Annotated in this window: 27 protein-coding genes and 1 pseudogene; 17 read left to right on the forward strand and 11 right to left on the reverse strand. The window is 71.7% G+C overall.

Going from position 1 to position 21,488, the window contains the following annotated elements:
• Window positions 1-33 precede the first annotated feature (33 nt).
• A complete protein-coding gene (locus ABZ873_RS20380) occupies window positions 34-1,620 on the reverse strand; it encodes a PP2C family protein-serine/threonine phosphatase (protein ID WP_360873730.1) in 1,587 nt (528 codons plus the stop codon).
• A gap of 304 nt (window positions 1,621-1,924) precedes the next feature.
• Between ABZ873_RS20380 and ABZ873_RS20385 the strand changes: the two genes are divergently transcribed.
• The 8 genes from ABZ873_RS20385 to ABZ873_RS20420 all read left to right on the forward strand — a co-directional run bounded on the left by ABZ873_RS20385 (window position 1,925) and on the right by ABZ873_RS20420 (window position 8,251).
• A complete protein-coding gene (locus tag ABZ873_RS20385; RefSeq protein ID WP_360873733.1) occupies window positions 1,925-2,275 on the forward strand; it encodes an STAS domain-containing protein in 351 nt (116 codons plus the stop codon).
• 67 nt (window positions 2,276-2,342) lie between these two features.
• Window positions 2,343-2,834, forward strand: coding sequence for an ATP-binding protein (locus ABZ873_RS20390; protein ID WP_360873735.1), 492 nt, complete (start codon window positions 2,343-2,345; stop codon window positions 2,832-2,834).
• Between the two features lie 231 nt (window positions 2,835-3,065).
• Window positions 3,066-3,482, forward strand: a complete 417-nt coding sequence (locus tag ABZ873_RS20395) for a phage holin family protein (protein ID WP_360873738.1) — start codon at window positions 3,066-3,068, stop codon at window positions 3,480-3,482.
• Window positions 3,479-4,042, forward strand: a complete 564-nt coding sequence (locus ABZ873_RS20400; protein ID WP_360873741.1) for a DUF3618 domain-containing protein — start codon at window positions 3,479-3,481, stop codon at window positions 4,040-4,042. Before ABZ873_RS20395 ends, ABZ873_RS20400 begins: the two co-directional genes overlap by 4 nt.
• Window positions 4,039-4,305 (forward strand): DUF4235 domain-containing protein, encoded by a 267-nt coding sequence (locus ABZ873_RS20405; protein ID WP_360873744.1) that lies wholly within the window; start codon window positions 4,039-4,041, stop codon window positions 4,303-4,305. Before ABZ873_RS20400 ends, ABZ873_RS20405 begins: the two co-directional genes overlap by 4 nt.
• A gap of 158 nt (window positions 4,306-4,463) precedes the next feature.
• Entirely contained in the window at window positions 4,464-6,245 is a 1,782-nt protein-coding gene (locus ABZ873_RS20410; RefSeq protein ID WP_360873746.1) for a diacylglycerol kinase family protein, read from the forward strand.
• A gap of 73 nt (window positions 6,246-6,318) precedes the next feature.
• Window positions 6,319-7,272, forward strand: a complete 954-nt coding sequence (locus ABZ873_RS20415) for a YihY/virulence factor BrkB family protein (RefSeq protein WP_360873749.1) — start codon at window positions 6,319-6,321, stop codon at window positions 7,270-7,272.
• Window positions 7,273-7,366: 94 nt separating this feature from the next.
• Window positions 7,367-8,251 carry a phosphatase PAP2 family protein gene (locus ABZ873_RS20420; RefSeq protein ID WP_360873752.1) on the forward strand — a complete coding sequence of 295 codons (885 nt, stop codon included), beginning with the start codon at window positions 7,367-7,369 and terminating at the stop codon, window positions 8,249-8,251.
• A 7-nt stretch (window positions 8,252-8,258) separates the two neighbouring features.
• Here the strand turns inward: ABZ873_RS20420 and ABZ873_RS20425 are convergent, their stop codons facing one another.
• Both ABZ873_RS20425 and ABZ873_RS20430 read right to left on the reverse strand, forming a co-directional pair.
• Window positions 8,259-8,528 (reverse strand): DUF3817 domain-containing protein, encoded by a 270-nt coding sequence (locus tag ABZ873_RS20425; RefSeq protein ID WP_360873877.1) that lies wholly within the window; start codon window positions 8,526-8,528, stop codon window positions 8,259-8,261.
• 5 nt (window positions 8,529-8,533) lie between these two features.
• Window positions 8,534-8,971, reverse strand: coding sequence for a hypothetical protein (locus tag ABZ873_RS20430; RefSeq protein ID WP_360873755.1), 438 nt, complete (start codon window positions 8,969-8,971; stop codon window positions 8,534-8,536).
• A 99-nt stretch (window positions 8,972-9,070) separates the two neighbouring features.
• Between ABZ873_RS20430 and ABZ873_RS20435 the strand changes: the two genes are divergently transcribed.
• Together ABZ873_RS20435 and ABZ873_RS20440 are read left to right on the forward strand one after the other, a co-directional pair.
• Window positions 9,071-9,409, forward strand: a complete 339-nt coding sequence (locus tag ABZ873_RS20435) for a helix-turn-helix transcriptional regulator (protein WP_360873757.1) — start codon at window positions 9,071-9,073, stop codon at window positions 9,407-9,409.
• Window positions 9,406-10,089 carry a permease prefix domain 1-containing protein gene (locus tag ABZ873_RS20440; RefSeq protein ID WP_360873760.1) on the forward strand — a complete coding sequence of 228 codons (684 nt, stop codon included), beginning with the start codon at window positions 9,406-9,408 and terminating at the stop codon, window positions 10,087-10,089. Before ABZ873_RS20435 ends, ABZ873_RS20440 begins: the two co-directional genes overlap by 4 nt.
• Before the next feature lie 279 nt (window positions 10,090-10,368).
• On the opposite strand, the gene ABZ873_RS20445 is transcribed toward ABZ873_RS20440, so the two are convergent.
• Together ABZ873_RS20445 and ABZ873_RS20450 are read right to left on the reverse strand one after the other, a co-directional pair.
• Complete coding sequence (locus ABZ873_RS20445) at window positions 10,369-10,749, reverse strand: DUF6086 family protein (RefSeq protein WP_360873763.1); 381 nt, start codon at window positions 10,747-10,749, stop codon at window positions 10,369-10,371.
• Window positions 10,746-11,108: a hypothetical protein gene (locus tag ABZ873_RS20450; RefSeq protein ID WP_360873764.1), complete on the reverse strand. Its 363-nt coding sequence runs from the start codon at window positions 11,106-11,108 to the stop codon at window positions 10,746-10,748. Before ABZ873_RS20450 ends, ABZ873_RS20445 begins: the two co-directional genes overlap by 4 nt.
• Window positions 11,109-11,248: 140 nt before the next feature.
• On the opposite strand from ABZ873_RS20450, the gene ABZ873_RS20455 reads away from it, so the two are divergent.
• On the forward strand, window positions 11,249-11,638 hold the full coding sequence (locus ABZ873_RS20455) for a hypothetical protein (RefSeq protein WP_360873767.1): 390 nt from the start codon (window positions 11,249-11,251) through the stop codon (window positions 11,636-11,638).
• A gap of 1,012 nt (window positions 11,639-12,650) precedes the next feature.
• On the opposite strand, the gene ABZ873_RS20460 is transcribed toward ABZ873_RS20455, so the two are convergent.
• Together ABZ873_RS20460 and ABZ873_RS20465 are read right to left on the reverse strand one after the other, a co-directional pair.
• Window positions 12,651-13,226: a DUF6368 family protein gene (locus ABZ873_RS20460; protein WP_360873769.1), complete on the reverse strand. Its 576-nt coding sequence runs from the start codon at window positions 13,224-13,226 to the stop codon at window positions 12,651-12,653.
• A 183-nt stretch (window positions 13,227-13,409) separates the two neighbouring features.
• Window positions 13,410-13,568: pseudogene (locus ABZ873_RS20465) on the reverse strand (IS5/IS1182 family transposase); the annotation flags it as partial.
• A 332-nt stretch (window positions 13,569-13,900) separates the two neighbouring features.
• Here ABZ873_RS20465 and ABZ873_RS20470 point away from each other — a divergent pair.
• Window positions 13,901-14,101, forward strand: a complete 201-nt coding sequence (locus ABZ873_RS20470) for a hypothetical protein (protein ID WP_360873772.1) — start codon at window positions 13,901-13,903, stop codon at window positions 14,099-14,101.
• A 161-nt stretch (window positions 14,102-14,262) separates the two neighbouring features.
• On the opposite strand, the gene ABZ873_RS20475 is transcribed toward ABZ873_RS20470, so the two are convergent.
• Window positions 14,263-14,844, reverse strand: coding sequence for a 3'-5' exonuclease (locus ABZ873_RS20475; RefSeq protein ID WP_360873775.1), 582 nt, complete (start codon window positions 14,842-14,844; stop codon window positions 14,263-14,265).
• A gap of 286 nt (window positions 14,845-15,130) precedes the next feature.
• Between ABZ873_RS20475 and ABZ873_RS20480 the strand changes: the two genes are divergently transcribed.
• Both ABZ873_RS20480 and ABZ873_RS20485 read left to right on the forward strand, forming a co-directional pair.
• A complete protein-coding gene (locus tag ABZ873_RS20480; RefSeq protein WP_360873778.1) occupies window positions 15,131-15,361 on the forward strand; it encodes a hypothetical protein in 231 nt (76 codons plus the stop codon).
• A 227-nt stretch (window positions 15,362-15,588) separates the two neighbouring features.
• Window positions 15,589-16,467 (forward strand): DUF4394 domain-containing protein, encoded by an 879-nt coding sequence (locus tag ABZ873_RS20485; protein WP_360873780.1) that lies wholly within the window; start codon window positions 15,589-15,591, stop codon window positions 16,465-16,467.
• 82 nt (window positions 16,468-16,549) lie between these two features.
• Here ABZ873_RS20485 and ABZ873_RS20490 read toward each other — a convergent pair whose 3' ends face one another.
• Together ABZ873_RS20490 and ABZ873_RS20495 are read right to left on the reverse strand one after the other, a co-directional pair.
• The gene (locus ABZ873_RS20490) at window positions 16,550-17,203 is read right to left on the reverse strand and encodes a fasciclin domain-containing protein (protein WP_360873783.1); all 654 of its coding nucleotides are present in this window, start codon (window positions 17,201-17,203) and stop codon (window positions 16,550-16,552) included.
• Between the two features lie 108 nt (window positions 17,204-17,311).
• Window positions 17,312-18,898: a molybdopterin-dependent oxidoreductase gene (locus ABZ873_RS20495; RefSeq protein ID WP_360873880.1), complete on the reverse strand. Its 1,587-nt coding sequence runs from the start codon at window positions 18,896-18,898 to the stop codon at window positions 17,312-17,314.
• A 209-nt stretch (window positions 18,899-19,107) separates the two neighbouring features.
• On the opposite strand from ABZ873_RS20495, the gene ABZ873_RS20500 reads away from it, so the two are divergent.
• A complete protein-coding gene (locus ABZ873_RS20500) occupies window positions 19,108-19,524 on the forward strand; it encodes a hypothetical protein (RefSeq protein ID WP_360873786.1) in 417 nt (138 codons plus the stop codon).
• Window positions 19,525-19,702: 178 nt separating this feature from the next.
• On the opposite strand, the gene ABZ873_RS20505 is transcribed toward ABZ873_RS20500, so the two are convergent.
• A complete protein-coding gene (locus ABZ873_RS20505) occupies window positions 19,703-19,942 on the reverse strand; it encodes a chaplin (RefSeq protein WP_360873789.1) in 240 nt (79 codons plus the stop codon).
• Between the two features lie 293 nt (window positions 19,943-20,235).
• Here ABZ873_RS20505 and ABZ873_RS20510 point away from each other — a divergent pair, with 293 nt between their 5' ends.
• Both ABZ873_RS20510 and ABZ873_RS20515 read left to right on the forward strand, forming a co-directional pair.
• Entirely contained in the window at window positions 20,236-20,559 is a 324-nt protein-coding gene (locus ABZ873_RS20510) for an STAS domain-containing protein (protein ID WP_360873792.1), read from the forward strand.
• A 103-nt stretch (window positions 20,560-20,662) separates the two neighbouring features.
• Complete coding sequence (locus ABZ873_RS20515) at window positions 20,663-21,007, forward strand: ATP-binding protein (protein WP_360873795.1); 345 nt, start codon at window positions 20,663-20,665, stop codon at window positions 21,005-21,007.
• The last annotated feature ends 481 nt before the right edge of the window (window positions 21,008-21,488 follow it).

Genomic DNA, 21,488 nt, shown 5'->3' on the forward strand with positions numbered 1-21,488 from the left:
CCGCCGGTGCCGCCGCGGTGGTCTCGTACGGGCTCACGCGGTGAACCGCCCGCGGGTGTGGCCGTCGACGGCGCTGAGGTGGTTGGTGCGCGGGGCGGAGATCACGACGACGGCCATGTCGTCGTGGCGGCCGGACCCCACCCACTGGGAGGTGAGCATCTGCACATGCTCCACCACCGCCTCGGCGGGCATCGCGGCGCACTCCGACAGGGCGCGCCGCAGCCGCTCCTCGCCGAACATGGCCCCGCCCATGGGTCCTCCCCGTGCCTCGCTGATCCCGTCGGTGTACAACACGCAGGTGTCCCCGGGAGCCAGGGTCACACGTGCCGTCTCGGTGGTGATCTCGGGCAGCGCGCCCACCAGTGTGCCCTTCGTACGGGCCTCCTCGACCCGGCCGTCGGAGCGCAGGATGAGCGGGGCGGGGTGCCCGGCGCTGGTCAGCCGCAACCGTACCGTGTTGCCCTCGCGGGCGGCGGAGGCCAGCACCATGGTGGCGAAGCGGGCGTTCTCGGTGTTGAGCAGCGAGGTGTTGAGGAGGCTGAGGATCCGGTGGTGGTCGTCGGACATCGGCAGCAGGGCGTGCAGGGTGTTGCGGATCTTGCCCGTCATCACCGCCGCCTCCAGTCCCTTGCCGCACACGTCCCCGAGGACGACGAGGGAGGGCTCGCCCTCCTCGCTGGCGGGGTGCACGTCGTAGAAGTCGCCGCCGACCCGCTCGTGGTCCTTGGAGGGCCGGTAGCCGCCGGCGTACTCCACGCCGGAGACCTGGTGCAGCGACGGCGGCAGCAGTTCGCGCATCAGGGTGTCGGTGATGGACGCCTGCTCCGCGTAGAGCCGGGCGGCGGACATGGCGGCGCCGGCGCGGGCCGCGAAGAGGCGGGCGAACACCTCCTCGCCCTCGGTGAAGGCGCTCGCGCCGTCGGCCCGCAGCAGGACCAGGGCGCCCGCGGGCACCCCGTGCCCGGGCAGCGGGGTGATGACGATCGAGCCCAGCGCGGCCAGGCCCTCCGGGACCAGCCAGGCGGGCGCGGCGGCCGGGTCGATCCACCGGGAGGGCACGGGCGGGAAGCCCTGGAGCGCCTCGGCCAGGCCGGGCACCGCCTCGGGGTCGACCGCCCTGCGGGACACCGACGGGGTGCCGCCGCGGACGCAGGACACGATGGGCAGCTCGATGCCGTGGGCGGGGGCGATCACCAGGGCCGCGTCGGCGAGGTGGTCGGCCGCCATCTGCGCGGTGACGTCCATGCAGCGGTCGAGGTTGAGGGAGGACAGCAGGAGGTTGGAGGAGCGGACCAGGAACTCGGTGCGTTCCCGCTCGGTCCACAGGGCTTCGCGGGCCAGCCGGTGGTCGGTGTCGTCGACGAGCCACCACACGACCGTGCCGTCGTCGCGCGGGGTCGGATGTGCCTCGTAGGAGCGCTCCCCGACGGGCCCCTGAACGGTGCCGGGCACGGCGGAGGGGCGTTGCGCGGGCAGCGGGGAGGTCAGCCGCGTGTGCGCGGCCACCAGCCAGCCGGGGACCGCGTCGGCCATCGCCGAGCCGGGGCGGGCGTCCGGGAACACCAGACCTGCCGCCTCGTTGACGTGGACCAGGACCGCACCGGCGTCTGCGACGAGCACCGGATAGGGGGCCTGACTCCACGACGGGCCCACGGTGGGCGGGCCCGGCGTCGTCTCGGTGGAAGGAACCAAACGTAGAAGGCCCGCTGTGCGGACCCCTCACCTCATCGCGTTGATCGCGTCGGAAAAACCTCGGACCATACAGTTGTCCTCCGGCAACCATCCTCCATGTGCACTACCGCGTGCAACCGCGCGCCGGGCCCGGGGCCGCCGTAGCCACTCCTTCGGGTGACGGTAGCCGGGTCTCCGACTTGTTACGGGGACCCGGTCACCGGGGGCTCACGCGATGTAGGAGGATGTCCCGGTGACCGGAGAGGAAGCGGTCGTCATCACGACCACAGCACACGACGCGACCGTCATCACCCTGCGGGGCGAGATCGACGAGGAGAACGCGCCGTACCTGGCCCGTGCCCTCACGCGGGCGGCGGCGGACGACGGCCCCGGGCGCACCGTCGTGGACCTGTCCGGTACTCCTTTCGTGGACTCTTCCGTGCTGCACGCGCTGCTCGACGCGCAGCGGGCGCACACGGCCGCGGGTTCGGTGCTCGTCCTCGCCGGGCCCTTGCACACCGCCGTCCGACGGCTGTTCGAAGTCACCGGATCCGCCCCGGCGTTCCGCATGGCGGACAGCCTGGCGACCGCGATGACATGCTGACCACCACCCCCCGTTCCCGAACGGGTCGTCACGGTACGACCCGTGCGGCCATGGGCAGGCGATGAGTATGAACCCACCCCCGCCGTCCGAAGCCCCCCTGGGCTCGCAGCGGCACCACGAGGACGTCGCCGAGGCACGGCCCGCCGGTATCGGGCGCACCGGTACCGGGCGCACCAGCACCGGGCGCGCCGGAACCAGGCCCGCGGGGCCGCCCGACACGGCGGCCGCGGCCCGTGAGCGTGTCCGCGAGCTGCTGCTCCTGGCGGGCGTCAGCCTCGACAGCATCACCGCCGCGGACGCGCTGCTCGTCACCTCGGAGCTGGTCACCAACGCGATCCGGCACGGTGACGGGGTGACCTCCTTCCGGGCCGACGTCGCGGACGACCTGCTGCTGCTGTCCATCGCCGACGCCAATCCGCGGCCTCCCGCGGCCCGTACGGGCACGGTCGACCACCCCGGCGGATACGGCTGGCCGCTCATCCAGCGGCTGGCGGAGCACGTGGACTGCCGCACCCGGCCCGACGGCAAGACGATCACGACGGCCCTGCGCCTGAACTGACGCGCGGCCGTCCTCATTCGGCTGCCGCCGCGCGCGGCTGTCGTCGTACCGCCTTTCCCGGCCCCCTCCGGCCGCCTTCTCGACTCCCTTCCGATTCCCGTTCGCACCGCCGTGACCAGGGCGTTCACCGGTCGTTACGTTCCGTGTCCGTCGTCGGGCGGCGGGTGAGCGGCGGCGTGCGGGGTAGGCGCGCCGTGACACCCCCGCAGTCGGAGGAAGGTGAGGAGTGCGATGAGCACAGTGGAAAGCCGGCCGGCCCACAGCGGTGACGCGTCGGTGGGCGAGCTGGTCTCACGGGCGTCGCAGCAGATGTCGGAGCTGGTCCGCGAGGAGATGCAGCTCGCGCGGGCGGAGATGACGCAGAAGGGCAAGCGCTTCGGCCTCGGCGGCGGCCTGTTCGGCGGCGCGGGGCTGGTGGGCATCCTGTCCGCGCAGGCCCTGGTCGCGGCCGGGATCGCCGCCCTCGCCCTGGTCCTGCCGTTCTGGGCCTCGGCCCTGATCGTCGCCGCCGTACTGGCGGTCGTGGCGGCGGTACTGGCCCTGGCGGGCAAGAAGCAGGTCGCCGAGGCGGGCAAGCCCGCGCCGGAGCAGACCATCGACAGCGTCAAGGCCGATGTGGCCCGGATCAAGGAGAAGGCACACCGATGAGTCACCAGCCTGAGGGTGAAGAATCCGCGCAGACCCCCGAGCAGCTGCGCGCGCAGGTGGAGCACACCCGCGAGGAGCTGGGCCGGACGGTGGAGGCGCTGGCGGCCAAGGCCGATGTGAAGGCGCAGGCGCAGGAGAAGGCGGCCGAGGTCAAGGCGCAGGCCCAGGAGAAGGCCGCGGACGTCAAGGCGCAGGCCCAGGAGAAGGCCGCCGACGTCAAGGCGCAGGCCCAGGTGAAGGCCGCCGAGCTCAAGGACCACACGGCGGAGAAGGCGGCCGAGATCAAGGAGCACACGGCCGAGAAGGCCGCGGCCGTGACCGAGCAGGTACGGGAGAAGGCGGCGCGGGCGGCCGAGGTGGTCCGGGACAAGACCCCCGAGTCGGTCCGCGAGAAGGCGGCCCACGTCGGGCAGTTCGCGTCCGAGCACACTCCGGAGCAGGTACGGACGACGGCCGGGAACGCGGCGGCCGTGGCGCGGGAGAACCGCACGCCGCTGCTCATCGGGGCCGCCGCGCTGCTGGTCCTGCTGCTCGTACGCCGGAACCGGAGGCGCAAGTGAAGGCATCCAAGATCGCTTACAGGCCGGTCGGCCTGACCCTCGGCGCTCTCAGCGGCCTGATCGCGGGCGCGGCCTTCAAGCAGGCGTGGAAGGTGCTGGGGCACGACGACGACGCTCCCGACGCCATGGACGAGGACCGCACCTGGAAGGAGGTCCTGATCGCGGCCGCGCTGCAGGGGGCCGTCTTCGCCGTGGTCAAGGCCGCCGTCGACCGGGCGGGAGCGGCGGGCACCCGCCGGCTGACGGGCACCTGGCCGGGCTGAGCCGACGGGTGGCGGGCGGGCGACCGGTGGGCCGGGTGGGCGGCCGACCGGCGCTCCGGTCTGCGCCGAGCCGGTCCGGCGGGCGGGTGGCCCGGTCGGGCGGCGGCCGGCCCGCCGTGGGGCGCATCATCGGGCCGTGACGGGCAACACGGCCCTCCATGACGACGCAGAACGACAGGGTCGCGAGACCCTACCGGCTGGTGTGGCTCTTGCCCGTCCAGACCGTCTCGATGGTGCTCCTGGGCCTCTGGGTGACGCATGTGGCGGTGGGCCTGTGGCCGCTCACCGAGGAGGACCGGCTGTCGGAGGCGTTCGCGACACACCGCACGCCGGTCGGCAACTCCGTCACCGCGGGGCTGTCCCTCCTGGCCAGTACGGAGGGCATCGTCGCCGTCACCCTGGTCTGCCTGGCCGTGCTGCTGGCGGCCCCGCCCGCCCCCCGGTGGTCGGCCGCCCTGTTCCTGGGCGCGTCGGTCGCCGTCCAGTCGGCCGTCTTCCTCGTCGTCACCTACTTCGTGGAGCGGCCCCGCCCCGAGGTCCCGCAGCTCGACGGGGCGCCGCCCACGTCGAGCTTCCCCTCGGGGCATGTGGGCGCCTCCGTCGCCCTGTACGGCGGCCTCGCCACCCTCGTCCTGAGCCGTACGCGCGGCCCCTGGCGGTATGTCACCGCCGGCGCGCTGCTGCTCGCACCGCCCGCCGTCGCCTTCTCCCGGGTCTACCGGGGGATGCACCACATGTCCGATGTGATGGGCGGCCTGCTCAACGGCACCGTGACGCTGCTGATCCTGGGCTCCGTGTTCCTGTCCACCCGCCGCGGCACCTCGGGCCGGACGCGGCGCGGAGCCTCCAAGTCCGGGGCCGTCCCCGCCCTCCCCGGTCCCGCGGACGGGACGCGTCCGGGCCGCCGGGTGGTGGTCGTACGCCACCCCCACGGCTGCCCGGACGGACTCGCCGCCGAGGTGCGCGCCCTGCTCGACGCGCACGGCTATACCGCGCAGCGGTGGACCTCGACCGCCGCGGACCGGCCCGCCGGGGACCTCGCCGAGGAGTGCGCTGCGGGCCGTGTGGACCTGGTCGTGGCCTGCGGCGGCGACGGCACCGTCCGCGCCTGCGCCGACGTCCTGGCCGGCACCGGCGTCCCGCTGGCGCTCGTACCCTGCGGCACCGGCAATCTGCTCGCCCGCAACCTGGACCTGCCCGCCGATCCGGCCACGGCCCTCGACGAGGCCCTGGGCGGCGCCGACTTCGGGATCGATGTGGGCCGGATCGAGGGTGACGGCCTGCCGTCGGCCCGGTTCACGGTGATGGCGGGCGCCGGCTTCGACGCCGCCATGGTCCGCGACGCCTCGCCCGTCCTCAAGGCCCACCTGGGCTGGGCGGCCTACGCCCTGTCGGCGGTCCGGCACCTGGGCGACCCCCGGATGCGCCTGACCCTCCGCCTCGACGGGGGCCGCCGGATCCGGCGCCGGGCGCGGATGGTCGTGGTCGGCAACGTCGGGGCGCTCCAGGCCGGGCTGGAGCTGCTGCCGCTGGCCCGCCCGGACAGCGGGCGGCTGGAGGTGGTGCTGTTCGACCCGAAGGGGGCGGCGGGCTGGCTCGCCACCATGGCCCACCTGGCGACGCGTGTCGTACGCCGCCCCGCCGCGGGCGCGGTGGCCCCCGCGGCACCTACCGCCTCCGCGCCGAGCGGCACGGACACGCCGAGGGCGGTCGCCGGTGGGTCGCTGGAGTATTTCAGCGCCACCCGGATCGAGATCCGCTTCGCGCGGCCCCAGGTGCGCGAGGTCGACGGCGAGGCGCTGGGTGAGGGCACCCGGCTGACGGTGGACACCGAGGCGGGCGCCCTGCGGCTCCGGCTGCCCCGCGCCCCCGGAGCCGCGGCCGGGCCGGCCGACGTAGCCGAGGCCACGACCCGTACCGCACCCAGCGCGCAGCGCTGAGCCGCCGAAGCCGTTGCGGAACGCGCGCCGCGCACCACGCGGGCACGCACCGCCAGAAGGGAAGAAGAAGACGATGGGGACCGCCACCCAGGTACCGCAGAGACGCGACGTGCGGGGCGAGGAGCTGTCCGGCGACGAGGCGTGGGAGGCGCTGCGCCGCTACGGCAGCTGGCGTCTGGCCCGGGACGCCTTCATGCGCTTCCGGTACGCCGACGGCTTCAGCCACTCCCGCGCGCTGGCCCTCCAGACCGTGCTGTCGATCGTGCCGCTGGCCATCGCCGCCATCGGGCTGTCGAGTGTCCTGCACACCGAGGAGATCGGGCGGGTGGCGGAGCTGACGATCGGCCGGCTGACGAGCGGGCCGAGTCAGGAGATGGTCGACGAGGCTTTGCGTCAGAGCCGTCGGCACGCGGGCGACGGCGGGCAGGCGGCCCTCTGGCTGGGCCTGTTGTTCTCGCTGGTCAACGTCACCACGAGCCTCTGCCAGGTCGAGCGCGGCGCGAACCGCATCTACGGCAACGAGCGCGACCGGCCGTTCCTGCAGAAGTACACGCGCGGGCTGGTCATGGCGGTACTGGCGGGTCTGCCGCTGGGGCTGAGCTTCATCGTCACGGTGCTCGGCTCCGACCTGACCCGCGCGTTCGCCGAGGTCTACCAGCTCGGGCCGGACACGATCACCGGCTGGGACGTCCTGCGGTGGCCGGTCGGGGTCCTGCTGGCGGTGCTCGCCACCAGCGCGATCTTCCGGCTCTCGCCGCGCCGCGACCAGCCGGGCTACACGTGGCTGGCCTTCGGCGCCGTCGTGTACCTGCTGCTGTGGCTCGTGGCGACCTGGGCGCTGAGCCTGTACGTGGGTGCCAGCAGCTCCTTCACCAGCGTGTACGGGCCGCTCAGCGCGATCATGTCGCTGCTGCTGTGGTCCTACCTGACCTCCATGGCCCTGTTCCTCGGACTGTCCTTCGCGGCGCAGTTGGAGGCCGTACGGGCGGGGACGAAGGAGCCGGTGACGCGGGATCCGGGGGTCTAAGTGGGCCGTAAGCCGATTGTTTTGTAGTTCTTTTGTTCGCTTCATAGGTCTTTTGTCCGTTACGCCCCCTCCCCCGAAGGCAGGTCACTCCCCCATGGCACAGCGCACGGCCCGCACCCGACGCTTCACCGCCGTCCGGGCGTTGCTCGCCCGGCACGCCGGGCCCGATGTGGCCTTCGGCCGCAGACTGGTGCTGGCGGTGACGGCCACGGCCGTGGTGGCGGTGCCGTTCGCCCTGGCGCTCGTACTCGTCGAGTCCCAGTGGCCGCCGCTGTACCGGCTCGACCGGTCGACGGCGGAGCGGCTGCACCGTACGGCGCTCGAACACCCGGGGTGGGTGAGCGTGCTGGACTTCTTCACGGGGGTGGTGTGGGACCCGGCGACCATGCGGCTGCTGGTGGCGGCGCTGGTGGTGTGGCTGCTGACGCGGCGGGCCTGGCGGCTGGCGGCCTGGGCGGGGGTCACGGCGACGGCGGGGGCGTTGATCGGGTTCCTGGTCAAGAACGTGGTGGAGCGGGCTCGTCCGCATCTGCCGGACCCGGTCGCGGACGCGCCCGGCTTCTCCTTCCCCTCCGGGCACGCCATGACGGCGATGACCTCCTGCGCCGTCCTTCTGCTGGTACTGCTGCCGCTGGTGTCGCGCGCGTGGCGGCCGGTGCCGTGGGTGCTGGCGGTGACGGCGGTACTGGGCGTGGGGTACACACGGGTCGCGCTGGGGGTGCACTGGGTGAGCGATGTGGTGGGCGGCTGGCTGCTCGGCATCGCGGTGGTGACCGCGACCACCCTGGTCTTCGAGGCGTGGCGGGCCGACACCGGACGGCCGCGTACGGGGGTGAGCGAGGGCCTGGAGCCGGAGCTGTCCTCCGAGGAGGATCCGGAAGCCGGTACGGAGGCCGGTACGGAAGCCGGTACGGAGGCCGGTACGGAAGCCGCCCCCGTGCGCTCCGGGGGCCCGGCGGCGGGTCGTCCGTCCGCCTGAGCCGGCCTCAGGGGGCGGGCTGCGGTGGGGCTTCTGCCGGGTACCGCCGCAGGTGGCGGTGGGCCAGCAGGCCGCCGACGCCGGGGATCCACGCCTGCCAGCGGGCGGTCGGGGCGGCGGTGGTCCGCCAGACGGCGAGGATCACGATCAGGTAGGCCGTGCCGTGCACCGGACCGCCGAGCGAGCTGACGGCGGGGGTGTGGACGGTGAGGAGGTTGGCCAGCAGCAGGAGCAGCGAGGCCGCTTCGACGTGGGCGGCGATCCGCAGGAGGCGCATCCGGTTCACGCTCCCGTGGTGGAGCCGGGCCGGACGATCATGAGCACGACGACGACCGCCCAGAGCAGGTTGAACACCCCGGTACTCATGGCCAGCCGCGCGGCCCCCGCCCGCTCCGGGCCGCCGAGCAGCCGCTGCTGCGCGGGCAGGATCACCAGGACCAGCAGGGCCGCGGCCGCGGCGGTGAGCACGATGGAGGCGAGCAGCCAGGCGTCGGCCAGCACCCCGAGCCGGGCACCCGTCGCGACCCCGAAGACGGGGACGGCGATGCCGAGGACGGTGTAGGCGCGGCAGATCCGGTGCAGGACGCGGGCGGTCTGCGGCCCCTCGCCTTCGGCGTCGGGGGTGCGGGTGTAGCGCGGGAACATCGAGGCGGCGACGGCGATCGGCCCGATGGCCAGGATCGCGGCCAGCACGTGGACGGACAGCAGCAGTTTGGTCACGTCGTTCTCACACTTCCCCGCACTTCTCATGGATTGTCTACCAATGGGTCGACAGGCAACCTATACGACGCGAGGGTGGTGTGGGTAGGCTGCCTTCCCATGAAGGCCAGTGAGGTACGCGGACACCTGGACGGACTGCTGCTGTCCGTACTCGAATCGGGCCCCCTGCACGGCTACGCGGTGATCACCGCGGTCCAGGAGCGCAGCAACGGCGTACTGGAGCTGCGCAAGGGCACCATCTATCCCGCGCTGAACCGGCTGGAACGGCTCGGCCTGCTGCACAGCACCTGGGAGTCGGTCGGCGAACGCCGCCGCCGCTGCTACGAGCTGACCGACGCCGGCCGGCGCGGCCTGGACACGGAGCGGAGGGTGTGGCGGGAGTTCACCGCCGCGATCGGCTCGGTCCTCGAACCGGTACAGCCGCGGCCGGCGACATGAGCGGGGACATCCCGGCTGGGGACCACGCCGACCGGGTGGACCCGATCGAGGCGCATGTGGCGGCGCTGGGTTCCGTACTGCGCGGGGCGGACCGCGAGAAGGCGCGCATGCTGGCGGAGCTACGCGAGGGCCTGCGCGAGGCGGCGGCGGATTGCCTGGCCGAGGCGGGGGGCGCCTCTGACGAGGCGGCGGCGCGAGAAGCCGTACGGCAATTCGGCAGCGTGGCCGACCTCGCTCCGTCATTCCAGCGCGAGCTGACGATCGCCCAGGCCCGCCACACCTCCCGCCGAATCCTCCTCCTGCTCCCCCTCTTGCTGCCGTGCTGGTACCTGCTCACGGCGGCACACCACCTCCCGGCCCCGGCCCAGGTGGCACTCGCCCACCTGGGCGGCACGGCCGCGGCGACCGCGCTGGCAGCTGCCGCGTTCCTGGCACTCACCGGCCGACTGGCCCGCCGCCTGCCCACTCCGGAGCGTCTGCCGGTCATGGTCGCCTGGACGGGCACCACCGCCGCGGTGGCCCTGGCCCTCAGCGCGCTCACCCTCGCGGCGGCCTCCTTCCTCGCGTCCAACTGGCCGCTCTGCCTACTGGCCTGCGGGGTAGCCCTGACCTGCCACGCGCGCATCGCGTCCTCGTCCCGCGCCTGCCGCGCGTGCGCCCGGCTCCCCCTCCCGGCCTGACATCTCCTCAAACTAATTCCGCCCGAAGCCGTTTGAGCCCCGGGATCCAGGTCAGACGCATGACATCGGAAGCGCAAGCTTCCGGTACGGGTCCCGCCGCAGGGCGCCTTTCCCCCCGGCGCCGTGCGGCCGGCCCGGCTGAACGACGGGCTGCCGCCGGATCCGCCCGGCACCCGGACTCCGCCCCGCACGACGGACCGTCCGGAGAACCCCCGGCGCCGGCGCTCGTACCGCCGCCCCCGGGCAGCGGACCCCGGCGGCCCCGGCCCGCCTCCCTGGTCAGCGGGGCCTGACCCGATCCAACTCCCGCGCTTTCTCGCACAAACCCGCAGCCCAGGCCGCACCTTCCGTTGGGGCGGCCATCCCGATGCCGGTCGCAAGCCCGGCACGCTCTGCCAGAACGAGCACTGTGGCGGCAAAACCCTCGTGGAGCGCGAGCCAGACGCTATGACTCGCTCTTCGGTGCTGCGCCAAGAGAGCATGGACGAAGGTTTCAAAGGAGTCGGAGCTGACCTGACACTCGTCGTTTTCCATGGGCCCGACGCCCGATGGAATTCCCAGCTCCGCTTCGAAGAGCGCTACTTGGCGCTGGAACATCCGGGACACCCCATTGGACGAGTTCCACAGCATCTCGTCGCCGAGGTCGAAGTACTGGCTCATCGCGACCCGAAAGGCTGCCGCCGCCGGGGCTGCCGGCTGAACCACAGGCCATTGCCGTTCTCGCGAACGCCGGCGAGGCGGTCGGATCCGATGAGGGTGCCGCCGAGAATGACGCGTGTCATGCCCTCGTTCAGGTGGCGGTAGCCGGTGGCATGGAAGACGCCGGCGTTGCGGGCCAGGCAGTGCACGCAGCCGCAGTCGCGGAACCAGCGCAGCGCCAGAACCGCCTGCCGGAATGGCCCGAGCGCACGGGAGCGTCTCCGGGTGCTGATCCGCCGTTGATGGGCTGCCAGCAGGCGTGCGAGGTACTCCACCACATGGCGCGGGACGTCGAGCGTGGCGACGAAGGTGACCAACATGCAGCCTCTGGTTGCTAGGGACACGATCTTGGCGGACCTGTCCTACCAGGGGCTTCACTCCTGTTGCCGCCAGGGGCGTGCCCAATGCCAAGGGGGAGAATCCGCGGTCGGTCGCGCCCCCGACGCAGTACCGTGGACCGGTGGATGAGATGCCAGCCCCGACCGCGGGTATGACGATCAGCGTTCGAATGCGCCAGGACGTAGTGATCGTCGATCCGGAGCGCTTTGTTGCTTCGGCCCGCGCGGCGTACCGCGAAGCCTCCCCTGAAATCACGGAGGAGAGGGCAACCGAGGACATCCGCGATGTCTACGACGCCGTGTGGGCTCTGCTGGACCGCTTCGGCCGACTCACAGCCGACCTACCAGCGCCCGCCGGACTCCCCGGCCGACGGGTTCTGGAACGCCCGGACGGGCTCTCACCTGCGGGCGAACGAACGCGCATCGTGCTGAACGATCCGCAACCACTGCAGGACTACGGCTGCTTCATGCCCGAGGAGTATGACCCGTTCGCCATCCCGCCAGAGGTGTGACGCCGTCTCCCACAGAGAATCTTCGCAAGATCATTTCTCTGAGAAACCTCAGTAGCCGGGACTGGCGGGCGCCCGCGTGCTCCTCGTCCGCGTCGGCTACCAGGTCCTCGGCGTGCGGGCTCTCGGAGTAGTAGTTGTGCAGGTTGCCCGTCCAGAACAGGTGCTCGTGCGGAAGGCCGGGCTGGTGGCGGTAGGGACCGCCTTCATACCCCGGGGTCCGGGCGGGAGCACTCTGCCGGCTGTTCGTCACGGGAACCATCACGTCCCGGGCTGTCGTGCCGACATCAGCTGAGGCAGCAGAAGCCTTGCCGGAGCGGCCCTTAGGCGTCGCTTCTCATGGCGGTTCCTGGGTCCACGGGCTTTGCGGCCATATTGCCGTGGTGCTGTTGAGATGGATCGCTGAGGTGCCGGACGAGCCCCTGGTCCTGGAGCCGGCTGACCGTCGGGTGGAGTGGGAGACCAACACCTGGTCGTTGACTGAGGAGGACGAGGACACGAGGTCGTTGTCCGTCTCCGCGGTGGTGGCCGCCTTCGAGTGGACTGCCGCAGCCATCCAGGTCCGTATTCGCGAGCTCGGCTTTCCCGGGCTGGCGACGTTCTACGTGTGGCATGACGAGCAGACCGGGCAGCTCCGGTGCCCGACGGGATCGGTTCCGTCGGATGCGTTGCCGTTCAGTGGCGCCTACGCACTTTCTGACGACCTCGGGCCGGTCATCGCGGGGTTCCTGGTCGACGGTGAGCCGGGCGTCACGGTTCGGTCGGGCCTGGAAGGCGTGCGGAACCCCTCGGAGCAGCCGAGCCGGAGGCGGTGCCGCTCCGGGTCTGGGCGAGCAGCGTTGGAGCAGTCTCGCGCTGACTGGTTCCGCGCGTCCGCACGGACGAGGCGGAGGTGGTGTCCGCGTACTCATAAGAGTGCTCAGTGAGGTACGGATGAACGTGCCCAGTTGGACGCTGGTGTGAGTGAAAGCCGCAAGCTCGCGCCCTGCCGAGGTGCGGTGTGGCCTGGGTGGACCTATTTGACGAGGCGGAAGTCTGGGTGCTGCAGCCAGGCACTGAGGAACGGCAGATCGCCGACGTGCCGGATCCAGCGGTCGCCGCCGCCCGTGTCGTAGGAGACTTCCCTGACGGTGCCAGGAAGTGATGCCACCAGCGCCCGTGCCCGGGCCAGGTCCGCGGCTTCTTCCGGCCGGTCGCCAGGGGTGAATCCAAGGACACCGTCGAAGTCGATCACCGCGTGGAGCCGTCGGGCGAAGGCAAGGGCGAGGTGACCGAGCAGAACGTGGTTCAACTGTCCCGAACAGCCGGCGTCGAGTATGAGGCCCTGCACTGGCGGCAGCGAGAAGTCAGAGTAATCCTCGTCGTCTGCGGGAATGCAGTCGTCCTCTGAGAGGAAGAACATGCCCGCCTCAGCGGTATTAAGGGCGTGTAGACCGAGGGTCGCCGGCTCTCGCACTCGGAAGGCCAAGTCTCCGTCAGCCTCCGCCTCGACCGGATCGCAGAACGTCTCCAGCCAGGGGATCACACTGGCTCGCATTTCTTCGAAGCTGCGGTGCTTGAAGAGCCACAGCCCCACTGCCGGTCCCGCCATGACGTCCCCCAATGCGCGGCCTAGTGCCGTGTGGACCTGGTTCTACCAGGTTCACGGAGAGACATCCGATCGATTTCGGGACACGGACCCGCTTCTCAGGCCGCGTTGTCGCGTTCGATAGCGGCGAGCCGGTTTGAGGCGGTAGCTGCGGCCGTTGATGGTTGGGGGCGAGCGCGGGGCGGCACGTTCAGCCGCGGGCTTCGAGACGCCGAACGGACGGGCGAGTTGTCGCAAGGTCAGGTTGGTGCGCCTGTAGGCGACGGGCAGCAGGACTCGGGCCTCCAGGGGAAGCGACCGCGGATGTCGTGGTCGCACACCGTCGGCGGCTTACCGTCGAACCAGGCGGGGGCAGGGACACGGGGGGGCTGGCATGATGACCTTTATGACTGCTTATCGAAAGGCCGATGCCGCGTAGACGGCCGGGCGTCTTGCGCGCCGAGCGATGTGGCCCACGTGCCTGGGAGAACCTGTCCTCCGACCGGATTCACGGGCTCTCTGCCCCCACCAGTCTTGCGATACATCGGGTGGAGTGGCGTTCCCGCGGCTACTACCTCTACCCCGGCGCCACTGAACGCGCCTTGCGGAGATATCAAGAGTTCCTGGCATCCCCGGGATGCGGACCTCTTTATCCGCGGTACGCGCGGTGTTCGTGCCGCGGTTGTTCCTTCGATGACGTGCGGCATGCACGCGACGTGCTGGAACAGGTCCTTGAGGAGCTGCCTCCCCGGCCTCGTCTGGAGCTGGAACGTCAGGTGGTGACCCTGGACTCCGCCTACCTCAGGCGCACCTTGCCCGATCCGTTCGCCCGTCATCGGCAGTGGCGCTCCGGGCTGTGGTGGCGTCGCCGTCTCGCCGACGGCGAGGAGGGTGGGTGACGGCCTTGTGTCCCAGGCTGCCGCAGTGAGTGATCAGAGCGTGGCTTGTGTGCAGAGCCCTCGCCGCTTTGGCACGTCGGTGAGCACGCTGCGATGTGAACGGGCGGACTCGTCCCGGCGAGGCCCGGCTTCGACCTGGTGAAGGGGCCCGTGCTTCGCTCCTAGGGGACGGTGGTCGGCCAGGCGTCGCGGGTCTGGAGGTCCAGGATCAGGGCGGCGATGTTCCAGGCGTCGTCCTCGCCGCTGTGGTGGCGGCCTTCCAGGGGGAGGCCGGCTATTTGGAGGGCTTGGGCCATGCCTGGTTTTCTGCGGAGGCCGTAGGCCGTGGTGAATACGGCCTTCGCGTTGGTGTGGGTGCGTTCGGTGGGGTAGCCGAAGGGGTAGGCCACGCCGTCGGCCTGGCTCTGGCGGGCGAATTGCCGGCGGTCGTACTCGCCCCAGCTCGCCCACGGGCGGCGCCCGGCCCCGTACTCATCGACCAGGATTCGGCATGCCTCGGCGAAGGGGACGCCGCGTTCTACTTCGGCCTGGGTCAGTCCGGTCAGTTCGGTGCAGAATTCGCTCACCCTGGAACGGGCTGGGCGGACGAGTATGCGGTGTCGGGACACGCGGTGACCTGCCGACAGGTCTACGACGGTGAGGCCGATCTCGATGATCTCGTTCACCGAGCCGGGCGGCGGCTGCCCGTCCCAGCAGGTGGCCTCTACGTCGATGACGTTCAGCAGGGTGGATTTGTGCTGCATGGGGCGAGGGTAGGGATGTCCGCTCGGTTCCGGCATCTCAATTTCCCACGTTGGCATGTGGACTTACGACGCCGATCCGGTCAGGGTCACTCCCCGTCGACCCCTGTGTGGTGGGGCGGTGGAAGAAGGTCGACCGCGTGACCGTGTGGGAGTACCCCGACGGGGTCGTGCTCCGGGCGGGGGCCGGTGGCGGGCAGCACTCGGTCTGTGGGAGCGGGAGTGACGGGTCGGGGACTTGACGCCTACGTCACCATCTCCTCCCGTCTCGCCGGAGGGGCGCTCCTCTGTGGAGCGGCAGGAAGGCGGCGCCACGGATTTCGCCTTCACCACCGAGAACGGGGTTCTCCGGCTCAAAGGGGCCCAGCCCAGGATCAAGCAGACCACCTACCGCGACAAGGAGGTGTTGAAGGTCGAGTACGTGGCGCCGGATACCTCCCCCGGCAGCTACACGTGCAGCGTCAGAAAGCTGACCCGGGACACCGCCTTCGGCCTGCTGGAGTGGGACCGGGAAGGCTGAGGGGCGCGGGCCGGGCCGGAAGGCGGCGGTGGCCACCCGGGTGGAGCAGCCGGCGCGGGCCGGGCCCGAGCCCGGCGGTGGCCACTCGGGTGGAGCAGCCGAGGGGGCATCGCTTCCGCTGGGCGGGTGACGTTCGCGCGGGGCAGCCGCTCACCGGGGCGTGCGTGACGAACCCTCCTCAAGACGTCGGCCGGTCCGGCCGGGGCACACTCTCCACCGGAGTCCTCATGCGCAACCGCACCATGACCGCTGTTTCCGCCGCCCTCCTGGCCGCCCTGTGCGCGGCGCCCGCCATGGCGGCGTCCGACGATCCGCCGCAGACCCTGCCCGCCAGTGACCACAAGGGGCTGACCGTCGTCGGGCTGACCGGGGACCAGCGTCTGGTGCGGTTCGACGTCGACGAGCCGTCCCGGATCCGGAGGCTCGGTGCGGTGACCGGTCTCGCCGGGGACACCCGCCTCGTCGGGATCGACTTCCGCGTGCAGGACGAGAAGCTCTACGGCGTGGGCGACCAGGGTGGCATCTACACCCTGAACCCGAGCGCCCAGGCGGTGAAGGTGTCGCAGCTGACGGTGCCGCTGGCCGGGACCTCGTTCGGCGTGGACTTCAACCCCGCCGCCAACCGCCTGCGGATCATCTCCGACACCGGCCAGAACCTGCGCCACAACATCGACGACGCGGACGCCCCGCTGGTCACCACCGTCGACGCCCCGCTGACGAACCCGACCACGCCGCCGACCACCGCGCTGGGCGTCACCGGAGCGGCGTACACGAACAATGACCTCAGGCCGGCGACCGCCACGACGCTGTTCGACCTGGACACGCTGGCCGACCGGATCTCCATCCAGTCCCCGGCCAACGCCGGCACCCTCGCGCCCACCGGCAACCTCGGCGTGAACGCCGCCCTGGACGCCGGCTTCGACATCTACTTCGACCCCTCCCGCGGCACGAACCACGGCTTCGCCGCCATCGGCACGGCCGGCGCCTACCGCTTCTACGCGATCAACATCCTGACCGGCAAGGCCACCGACAAGGGCGCTTTCCCGTCCAGGGACCAGGTCACCGACGTGGCTCTGCCCATCAACCAGAAGCAGAAGAAGAAGTAGCGGCCGAGCCGGTGGCCGTGTCCCCGCCGCTGCGGGGGCACGGCCACCGGCCGATCAACTGACCTGCATGGGGCAGGAGTTGTTACTTCGGCATCAGGACGGTGTCGACGATGTAGACGTTGGCGTTGGCCGTCTTGACGTTGCCGCAGACCACGTTCGAGCTGTCGTTGACCTTGTAGGAGTCACCGGAGCCCATGGTGGTGACCATCCCCTTCTGCAGGGTCTCGAAGCTGCCGTTCTCCAGCTGCTTCGGGGTGAGCTTCTGGCCGACCACGTGGTAGGTGAGGATCTTGGTCAGCTGCTCCTTGTCGGCCAGGACCTTGTCGAGGTCGGCCTTCGGGATCTTGGCGAAGGCGTCGTTCGTCGGCGCGAAGACCGTGATGTCCTTGGCGTTGTTCAGGGTGTCGACCAGACCCGCCTGCTTGACCGCCGCGACCAGCGTGGAAAGCGCCGGGTTGTTCGAGGCGGCAGTGGCCACCGGGTCCTTGGCCATGCCGTCGAAGGAGCCCGCGCCCTCCTTCGGTACGCCGGCACACGCGGCCCCGAACGGCTTGTCGCCCGTCATCGCGTCGTCGCCCGTCGGGCTGCTGCTGCCCGTCTTGGCCTCGTCACCCGAAGCGGCGCTCGGGGCCGCCTTGGTGTCGCTGCCCGAGTCGGAGCACGCGGCCAGCGAGAAGGGGAGGACGGCGGCTGCGGCGACGGCGAGCGCGGTACGACGGATACGCATGCTGTTCATGTTCGGTTACTCCTTGAAGCGGTGTATCGGTAGGGGTGTGTCATCGGTCGGTCGGTCGGGGGTGGTGCTGCCGGGCCTGCCGCCACATGGCGGGCCGGGCCCGGTGGTCTAGGGGACGGTGACGAAGACGCTGTGCCAGCCGCTCGCCCCGTCGGGGATGGTCCTGGCGCGCTGCTCGGTCTGGACCTGGCCGGTCCCGTCCGTGGCGCGGACGGTGATCGTGTGCCCGCCGGAGGCGGCCTGCCAGGGGTACGACCACTGGCGCCAGGTGTCGGTCGTGGCCTGCGGGGCGAGGTCCGCGTCCCGCCAGGGCCCGTCGTCGATACGGACCTCCACGCGGGTGATGCCGCGCCGCTGGGCCCAGGCCACCCCGGCGATGGGGGCGGTGCCGGCGGCGGGGCGGGCGAAGGGCTTGGGGGTGTCGATGCGGGCCTGGGTCTTGATCGGCGCCCGCTGCGCCCACTTCCGCTTCACCCAGTACGGGTCGTAGGCGTCGAAGGTGGTCAGCTCGATGTCGGTGATCCACTTGCACGCGGACACGTATCCGTACAGCCCGGGGACGAGCATGCGGACCGGGAAGCCGTGGTCGAACGGCAGCGGTTCGCCGTTCATGCCGACGGCGAGCATCGCGTCCCGGCCGTCCATGAGGTCCTCGACCGGGGAGCCGAGGGTCATGCCGTCCACCGAGCGGGCCACGAGCTGGTCCGCCTGCCCGCTGCGTGACGGGGGCCGGACCCCGGCCTCGCGCAGCAGCTCCGCGAGGGGGACGCCGAGCCAGCGGGCGGTGCCGAGGTAGGGGCCGCCGACCTCGTTGGAGACACAGGTCAGCGTGATGTCACGTTCGATCAGGGGTCGGGCGAGGAGCTGGTCGAGGGTGTAGGTGCGGGGGCGGGTGACGCCCTTGCCGTGGATGCGCAGCCGCCAGGTGCCGGCGTCGACGCGGGGCACGGTGAGGGCCGTGTCCACGCGGTAGAAGTCGCGATTGGGGGTGACGAACGGGGTGATGCCCGCCACCTTCAACTGCACTCCGGCCGGGACGGCGGGGGCCGGGGAGGCGGGCGGCGGCAGGACGAGGCCGGCCCGGGAGGCGACTGCCCCCTGCCCTTGCCGGCCGGAGAGGAAGCGGCCGAGGGCCCCGGCGGCCACGGCCGCGAGAGCGGTCCCGCCCGCCGCGGCGAGGAATCCGCGCCGGCTCCACCCGCCGTCCTCACCCTCGGATGCCGGATCGCCGGGCGCCGGGGCGGCCTTCGAGGCGAGGAAGTACAGGGTCAGGGCGCCCGCGACGGCTCCCGCGACAGAGGGGAGCGTGTCCCCGATGCCGTTGGAGTCCGGGCGGCTGAGCGCGGCCGCCGCGCCGAGGATCCCGAAGAGCAGGACGCCGCAGGCGCCGGCCACCCGGTGGCGGAGGCTCAGCACGCCCAGGCCGATGGCGAGGAGCGCGAGGACGGCGAGGATGCCGAGCTGGAGGACGATCTTGTCGTTCTCCCCGAAGGTGCGGATCGCGAAGTCCTTCACCGGAGCCGGGGTCCGGTCGATCACCGCGCCGCCCACCACGGTCACCGGCCCGGCCGCCGGCCGCACGAGGCCGGCGACCAGCTCGGCCACGGCCAGCGCCACGAACGCGGCGAGGAGGCCGGCCGCCGCGCCGAGCGCGGTACGGGAGAGGGTGTTGCGGAAGCTGCTCACGGCCCGTATTCGGCAGAACTCGCCCGGCGGATTGCCCGTACACCCGAATGAGTGATCAGCAGTTCTCGTGTACGCCCTACGAGCGGCCGCGCGCTCGGGGATTTGGACTGTTTTGCCGACTTACGCAATCCATCGCGCGCTTCGTCCCGAATCCCTGCGTGAGGCCCCGCAAGGGGCCGCACACCCCGAGCGGCAACGTGAAGAAGGAGGTGAAGGCGATGACCACATCCATACGCACCCGGCGGCTGGTCGCCGGAGCGGCGTCGGCCGGGCTGCTGGCCGGTGCGTCCGTACTGGCTGTCTCCGCGACGGCGAACGCCGCGCCGACGGCGTCCACGGTGACCTCGACGGTTACCGGCGACCGGGACAACCGGGATCACCGGTGGGACCGGTGGAACCGGTGGGACCGCCACGAGCGGTGCGACTGGGTGAAGGGCCACTGGGCCCAGAAGTGGGTCAAGGGCCACTGGGAATGGAAGTGGCAGAAGGGCACCTGGCACGACGGTTACCGGGACCACAACGGCCGGTGGCACGACGGCTGGTGGGGCAAGGGCCACTGGAAGCAGCACTACGTGCCCGCGCATACGGTGAACCACTGGGTGCCGGGCCAATGGAACTGCCACAACAAGTGGTAGGGCCGGCGCATACGACCCATGGCGCATCCGACCCATGGAGGTCACTGCGGGTGGCTGCCCCGACCGGCAGCCACCCGCAGCCGTCCCGCCGGCTCTACGATCCGGCGGGGAGGGAACCGGTCCGCGCTGCTCCCTCGCCCCGGCGAGGGCGCGGACCGGGTTCTTGGCTGAGCGCCGGTCAGGCGTTGATGCAGGTGTTGCCGAAGGAGGGGTTCAGCAGCCCGATGACGCTGATGGTGTTGCCGCAGGCGTTGACGGGGATGTGGATGGGCACCTGGATCAGGTTCCCCGAGCCCACGCCCGGCGAGCCGGCGGCGATACCCTGCGCCCCCGCGTCGGCGGCGGCCATCGACGCCCCGCCGACCACCATCGCGCCGGCCACCAGCGCCACGGCCAGTCCTCGTCGCACACGCACCATGTGAACCACCTCTTCGAAAGAGCCGCGGCCACGCGGGGATCCGCGGAGCCGGTGAGGACCCCGGACCGGTGGCCCGTCTCCCCTCACACGCTGCCTTCGCCGCCGCCCTCCCCCGGGCTTGGCGAAGCAGGCCGCATTCCCTCGAACGGGCTACACGGAAGCCGCAGGTGGGACGGCCTGCGCCCGCGTTGTCCGGCCAGCGAACGGATGATCTTCGTTTCGTGGCTATCGGTGCGAGTGGACGATCCCGTATGGTCGCTATGCGTAGATCGACTTGTGTTCTGGGAGGCAGCGTGATCGCGCCCAAGGTGACGGTCCGGGGCGAGGCAAACGGCGTGCGGGTGGTTGTCTGCTCGGGCGAATTCGACCTGGACACCACCGGACTGCTGGTCGATGCCTGTGACGACAGGCGGCATCCGGCCCGACTCCTCGTCCTCGATGTCACCCAGGTGACCTTCGCCGACTCCAGCTTCCTGAACGCCCTGATCCGGCTGCGGAACACCCGCCCCGTCGCTCTGCGCGGGCCCCTCCCGAAGCAGCTGCACCGGCTGATGGAGATGACCGGCGCGCTCGCGCTGTTCGAGATCGAGAACACCGCCACCGACCGCGCCAGCTGACCGGGCTCGTCACTCAGGCCACCTCGGCCGGAATCTCTCGCCGCGCCCGGGGCAGCCGCAGGGCATGAGGCCCCGATTGAGCAGGCCGGGTTTCCCGGGCCGGATGAGTTCCGCACAGGCCCGGGAGAGCGCGCGGCGTGTCCTGGCCGAGGCGGAGGCGTCGCCGGAGCTGGTCGAGCGGGTGCTGATGGTGGTCAGCGAGCTGGTCGCGAACGCCCATCGCCACGCGGGCGGCGTCACCGGCTTCCAGGTGTCCGTGCGGGACGGCCGGATCACCGTGATGGTCTCCGACCGCTCGCCGCTCCCGCCCCGGCTGCGGCCGCGGTCCCCGCAGTCGCCGGGTGGCTTCGGCTGGCGGATGGTCAAGACCCTCGCCCCCGAGACCTTCGTCCGCTTCCACCGGGGCGGCAAGACCGTCGTCGCCATCCTGCCGCGCGAGCTTCCCTGACGACGCGAGGCGGTGGCCTGCGCGGCGCGGTCGGCGGGCTGGCCCGTTCGGCTCGCCGCCGGGGGGTGCGGGCGGGGCGCGGCCCCCGGTGCTTGCGACGCGGTCGGCGCACCTGCCCGTCCGGCTCGCCGCCGAGGCTGCGGGCGGGGGTGCGGCACCGGTGCCGAGCTGCCGCCGTGAGGGGGTCCCCCGGTGCGGCTGTCTTGCACGGGGGTGCGGGCGGTGGGGGTCGGGTTCGTGGCGCAGCCGTAGCGGGCCGGGGTTGGCTGGTGGTGATCCGCTGTCCTGACCTGGTGGGTAGCGCGTGACCGCAGTGGTCGCGGAGGGTGGGGTGCGGTGGGTCTGCCGACCCGTTCGGCCAGGCCGTCGTCGGCGCGGGGGGGGCGCTGGCGATGTCGGCGGCCGGTATGGGAGCGCAGGCGAGGGTGAACCGGTCCGCTCAGCAGCAGGTGCTGCACCAGTGGTACAGGTCGGTCACCGG

Source organism: Streptomyces sp. NPDC047014, assembly GCF_040644195.1.
In the GTDB taxonomy this organism is placed as follows: domain Bacteria; phylum Actinomycetota; class Actinomycetes; order Streptomycetales; family Streptomycetaceae; genus Streptomyces.

Coding starts and splice junctions, on each gene's coding strand:
- ABZ873_RS20415 (WP_360873749.1), top strand. CDS start 6,319: ATGGGGACCGCCACCCAGGTACCGCAGAGACGCGACGTGCGGGGCGAG.
- ABZ873_RS20425 (WP_360873877.1), bottom strand. CDS start 8,528: ATGCGCCTCCTGCGGATCGCCGCCCACGTCGAAGCGGCCTCGCTGCTC.
- ABZ873_RS20440 (WP_360873760.1), top strand. CDS start 9,406: ATGAGCGGGGACATCCCGGCTGGGGACCACGCCGACCGGGTGGACCCG.
- ABZ873_RS20400 (WP_360873741.1), top strand. CDS start 3,479: ATGAGTCACCAGCCTGAGGGTGAAGAATCCGCGCAGACCCCCGAGCAG.
- ABZ873_RS20435 (WP_360873757.1), top strand. CDS start 9,071: ATGAAGGCCAGTGAGGTACGCGGACACCTGGACGGACTGCTGCTGTCC.
- ABZ873_RS20460 (WP_360873769.1), bottom strand. CDS start 13,226: ATGGCGGGACCGGCAGTGGGGCTGTGGCTCTTCAAGCACCGCAGCTTC.
- ABZ873_RS20500 (WP_360873786.1), top strand. CDS start 19,108: ATGACCACATCCATACGCACCCGGCGGCTGGTCGCCGGAGCGGCGTCG.
- ABZ873_RS20445 (WP_360873763.1), bottom strand. CDS start 10,749: ATGAGCCAGTACTTCGACCTCGGCGACGAGATGCTGTGGAACTCGTCC.
- ABZ873_RS20505 (WP_360873789.1), bottom strand. CDS start 19,942: ATGGTGCGTGTGCGACGAGGACTGGCCGTGGCGCTGGTGGCCGGCGCG.
- ABZ873_RS20515 (WP_360873795.1), top strand. CDS start 20,663: ATGAGTTCCGCACAGGCCCGGGAGAGCGCGCGGCGTGTCCTGGCCGAG.
- ABZ873_RS20475 (WP_360873775.1), bottom strand. CDS start 14,844: ATGCAGCACAAATCCACCCTGCTGAACGTCATCGACGTAGAGGCCACC.
- ABZ873_RS20490 (WP_360873783.1), bottom strand. CDS start 17,203: ATGAACAGCATGCGTATCCGTCGTACCGCGCTCGCCGTCGCCGCAGCC.
- ABZ873_RS20410 (WP_360873746.1), top strand. CDS start 4,464: ATGACGACGCAGAACGACAGGGTCGCGAGACCCTACCGGCTGGTGTGG.
- ABZ873_RS20395 (WP_360873738.1), top strand. CDS start 3,066: ATGAGCACAGTGGAAAGCCGGCCGGCCCACAGCGGTGACGCGTCGGTG.
- ABZ873_RS20420 (WP_360873752.1), top strand. CDS start 7,367: ATGGCACAGCGCACGGCCCGCACCCGACGCTTCACCGCCGTCCGGGCG.
- ABZ873_RS20450 (WP_360873764.1), bottom strand. CDS start 11,108: ATGTTGGTCACCTTCGTCGCCACGCTCGACGTCCCGCGCCATGTGGTG.
- ABZ873_RS20485 (WP_360873780.1), top strand. CDS start 15,589: ATGCGCAACCGCACCATGACCGCTGTTTCCGCCGCCCTCCTGGCCGCC.
- ABZ873_RS20390 (WP_360873735.1), top strand. CDS start 2,343: ATGAACCCACCCCCGCCGTCCGAAGCCCCCCTGGGCTCGCAGCGGCAC.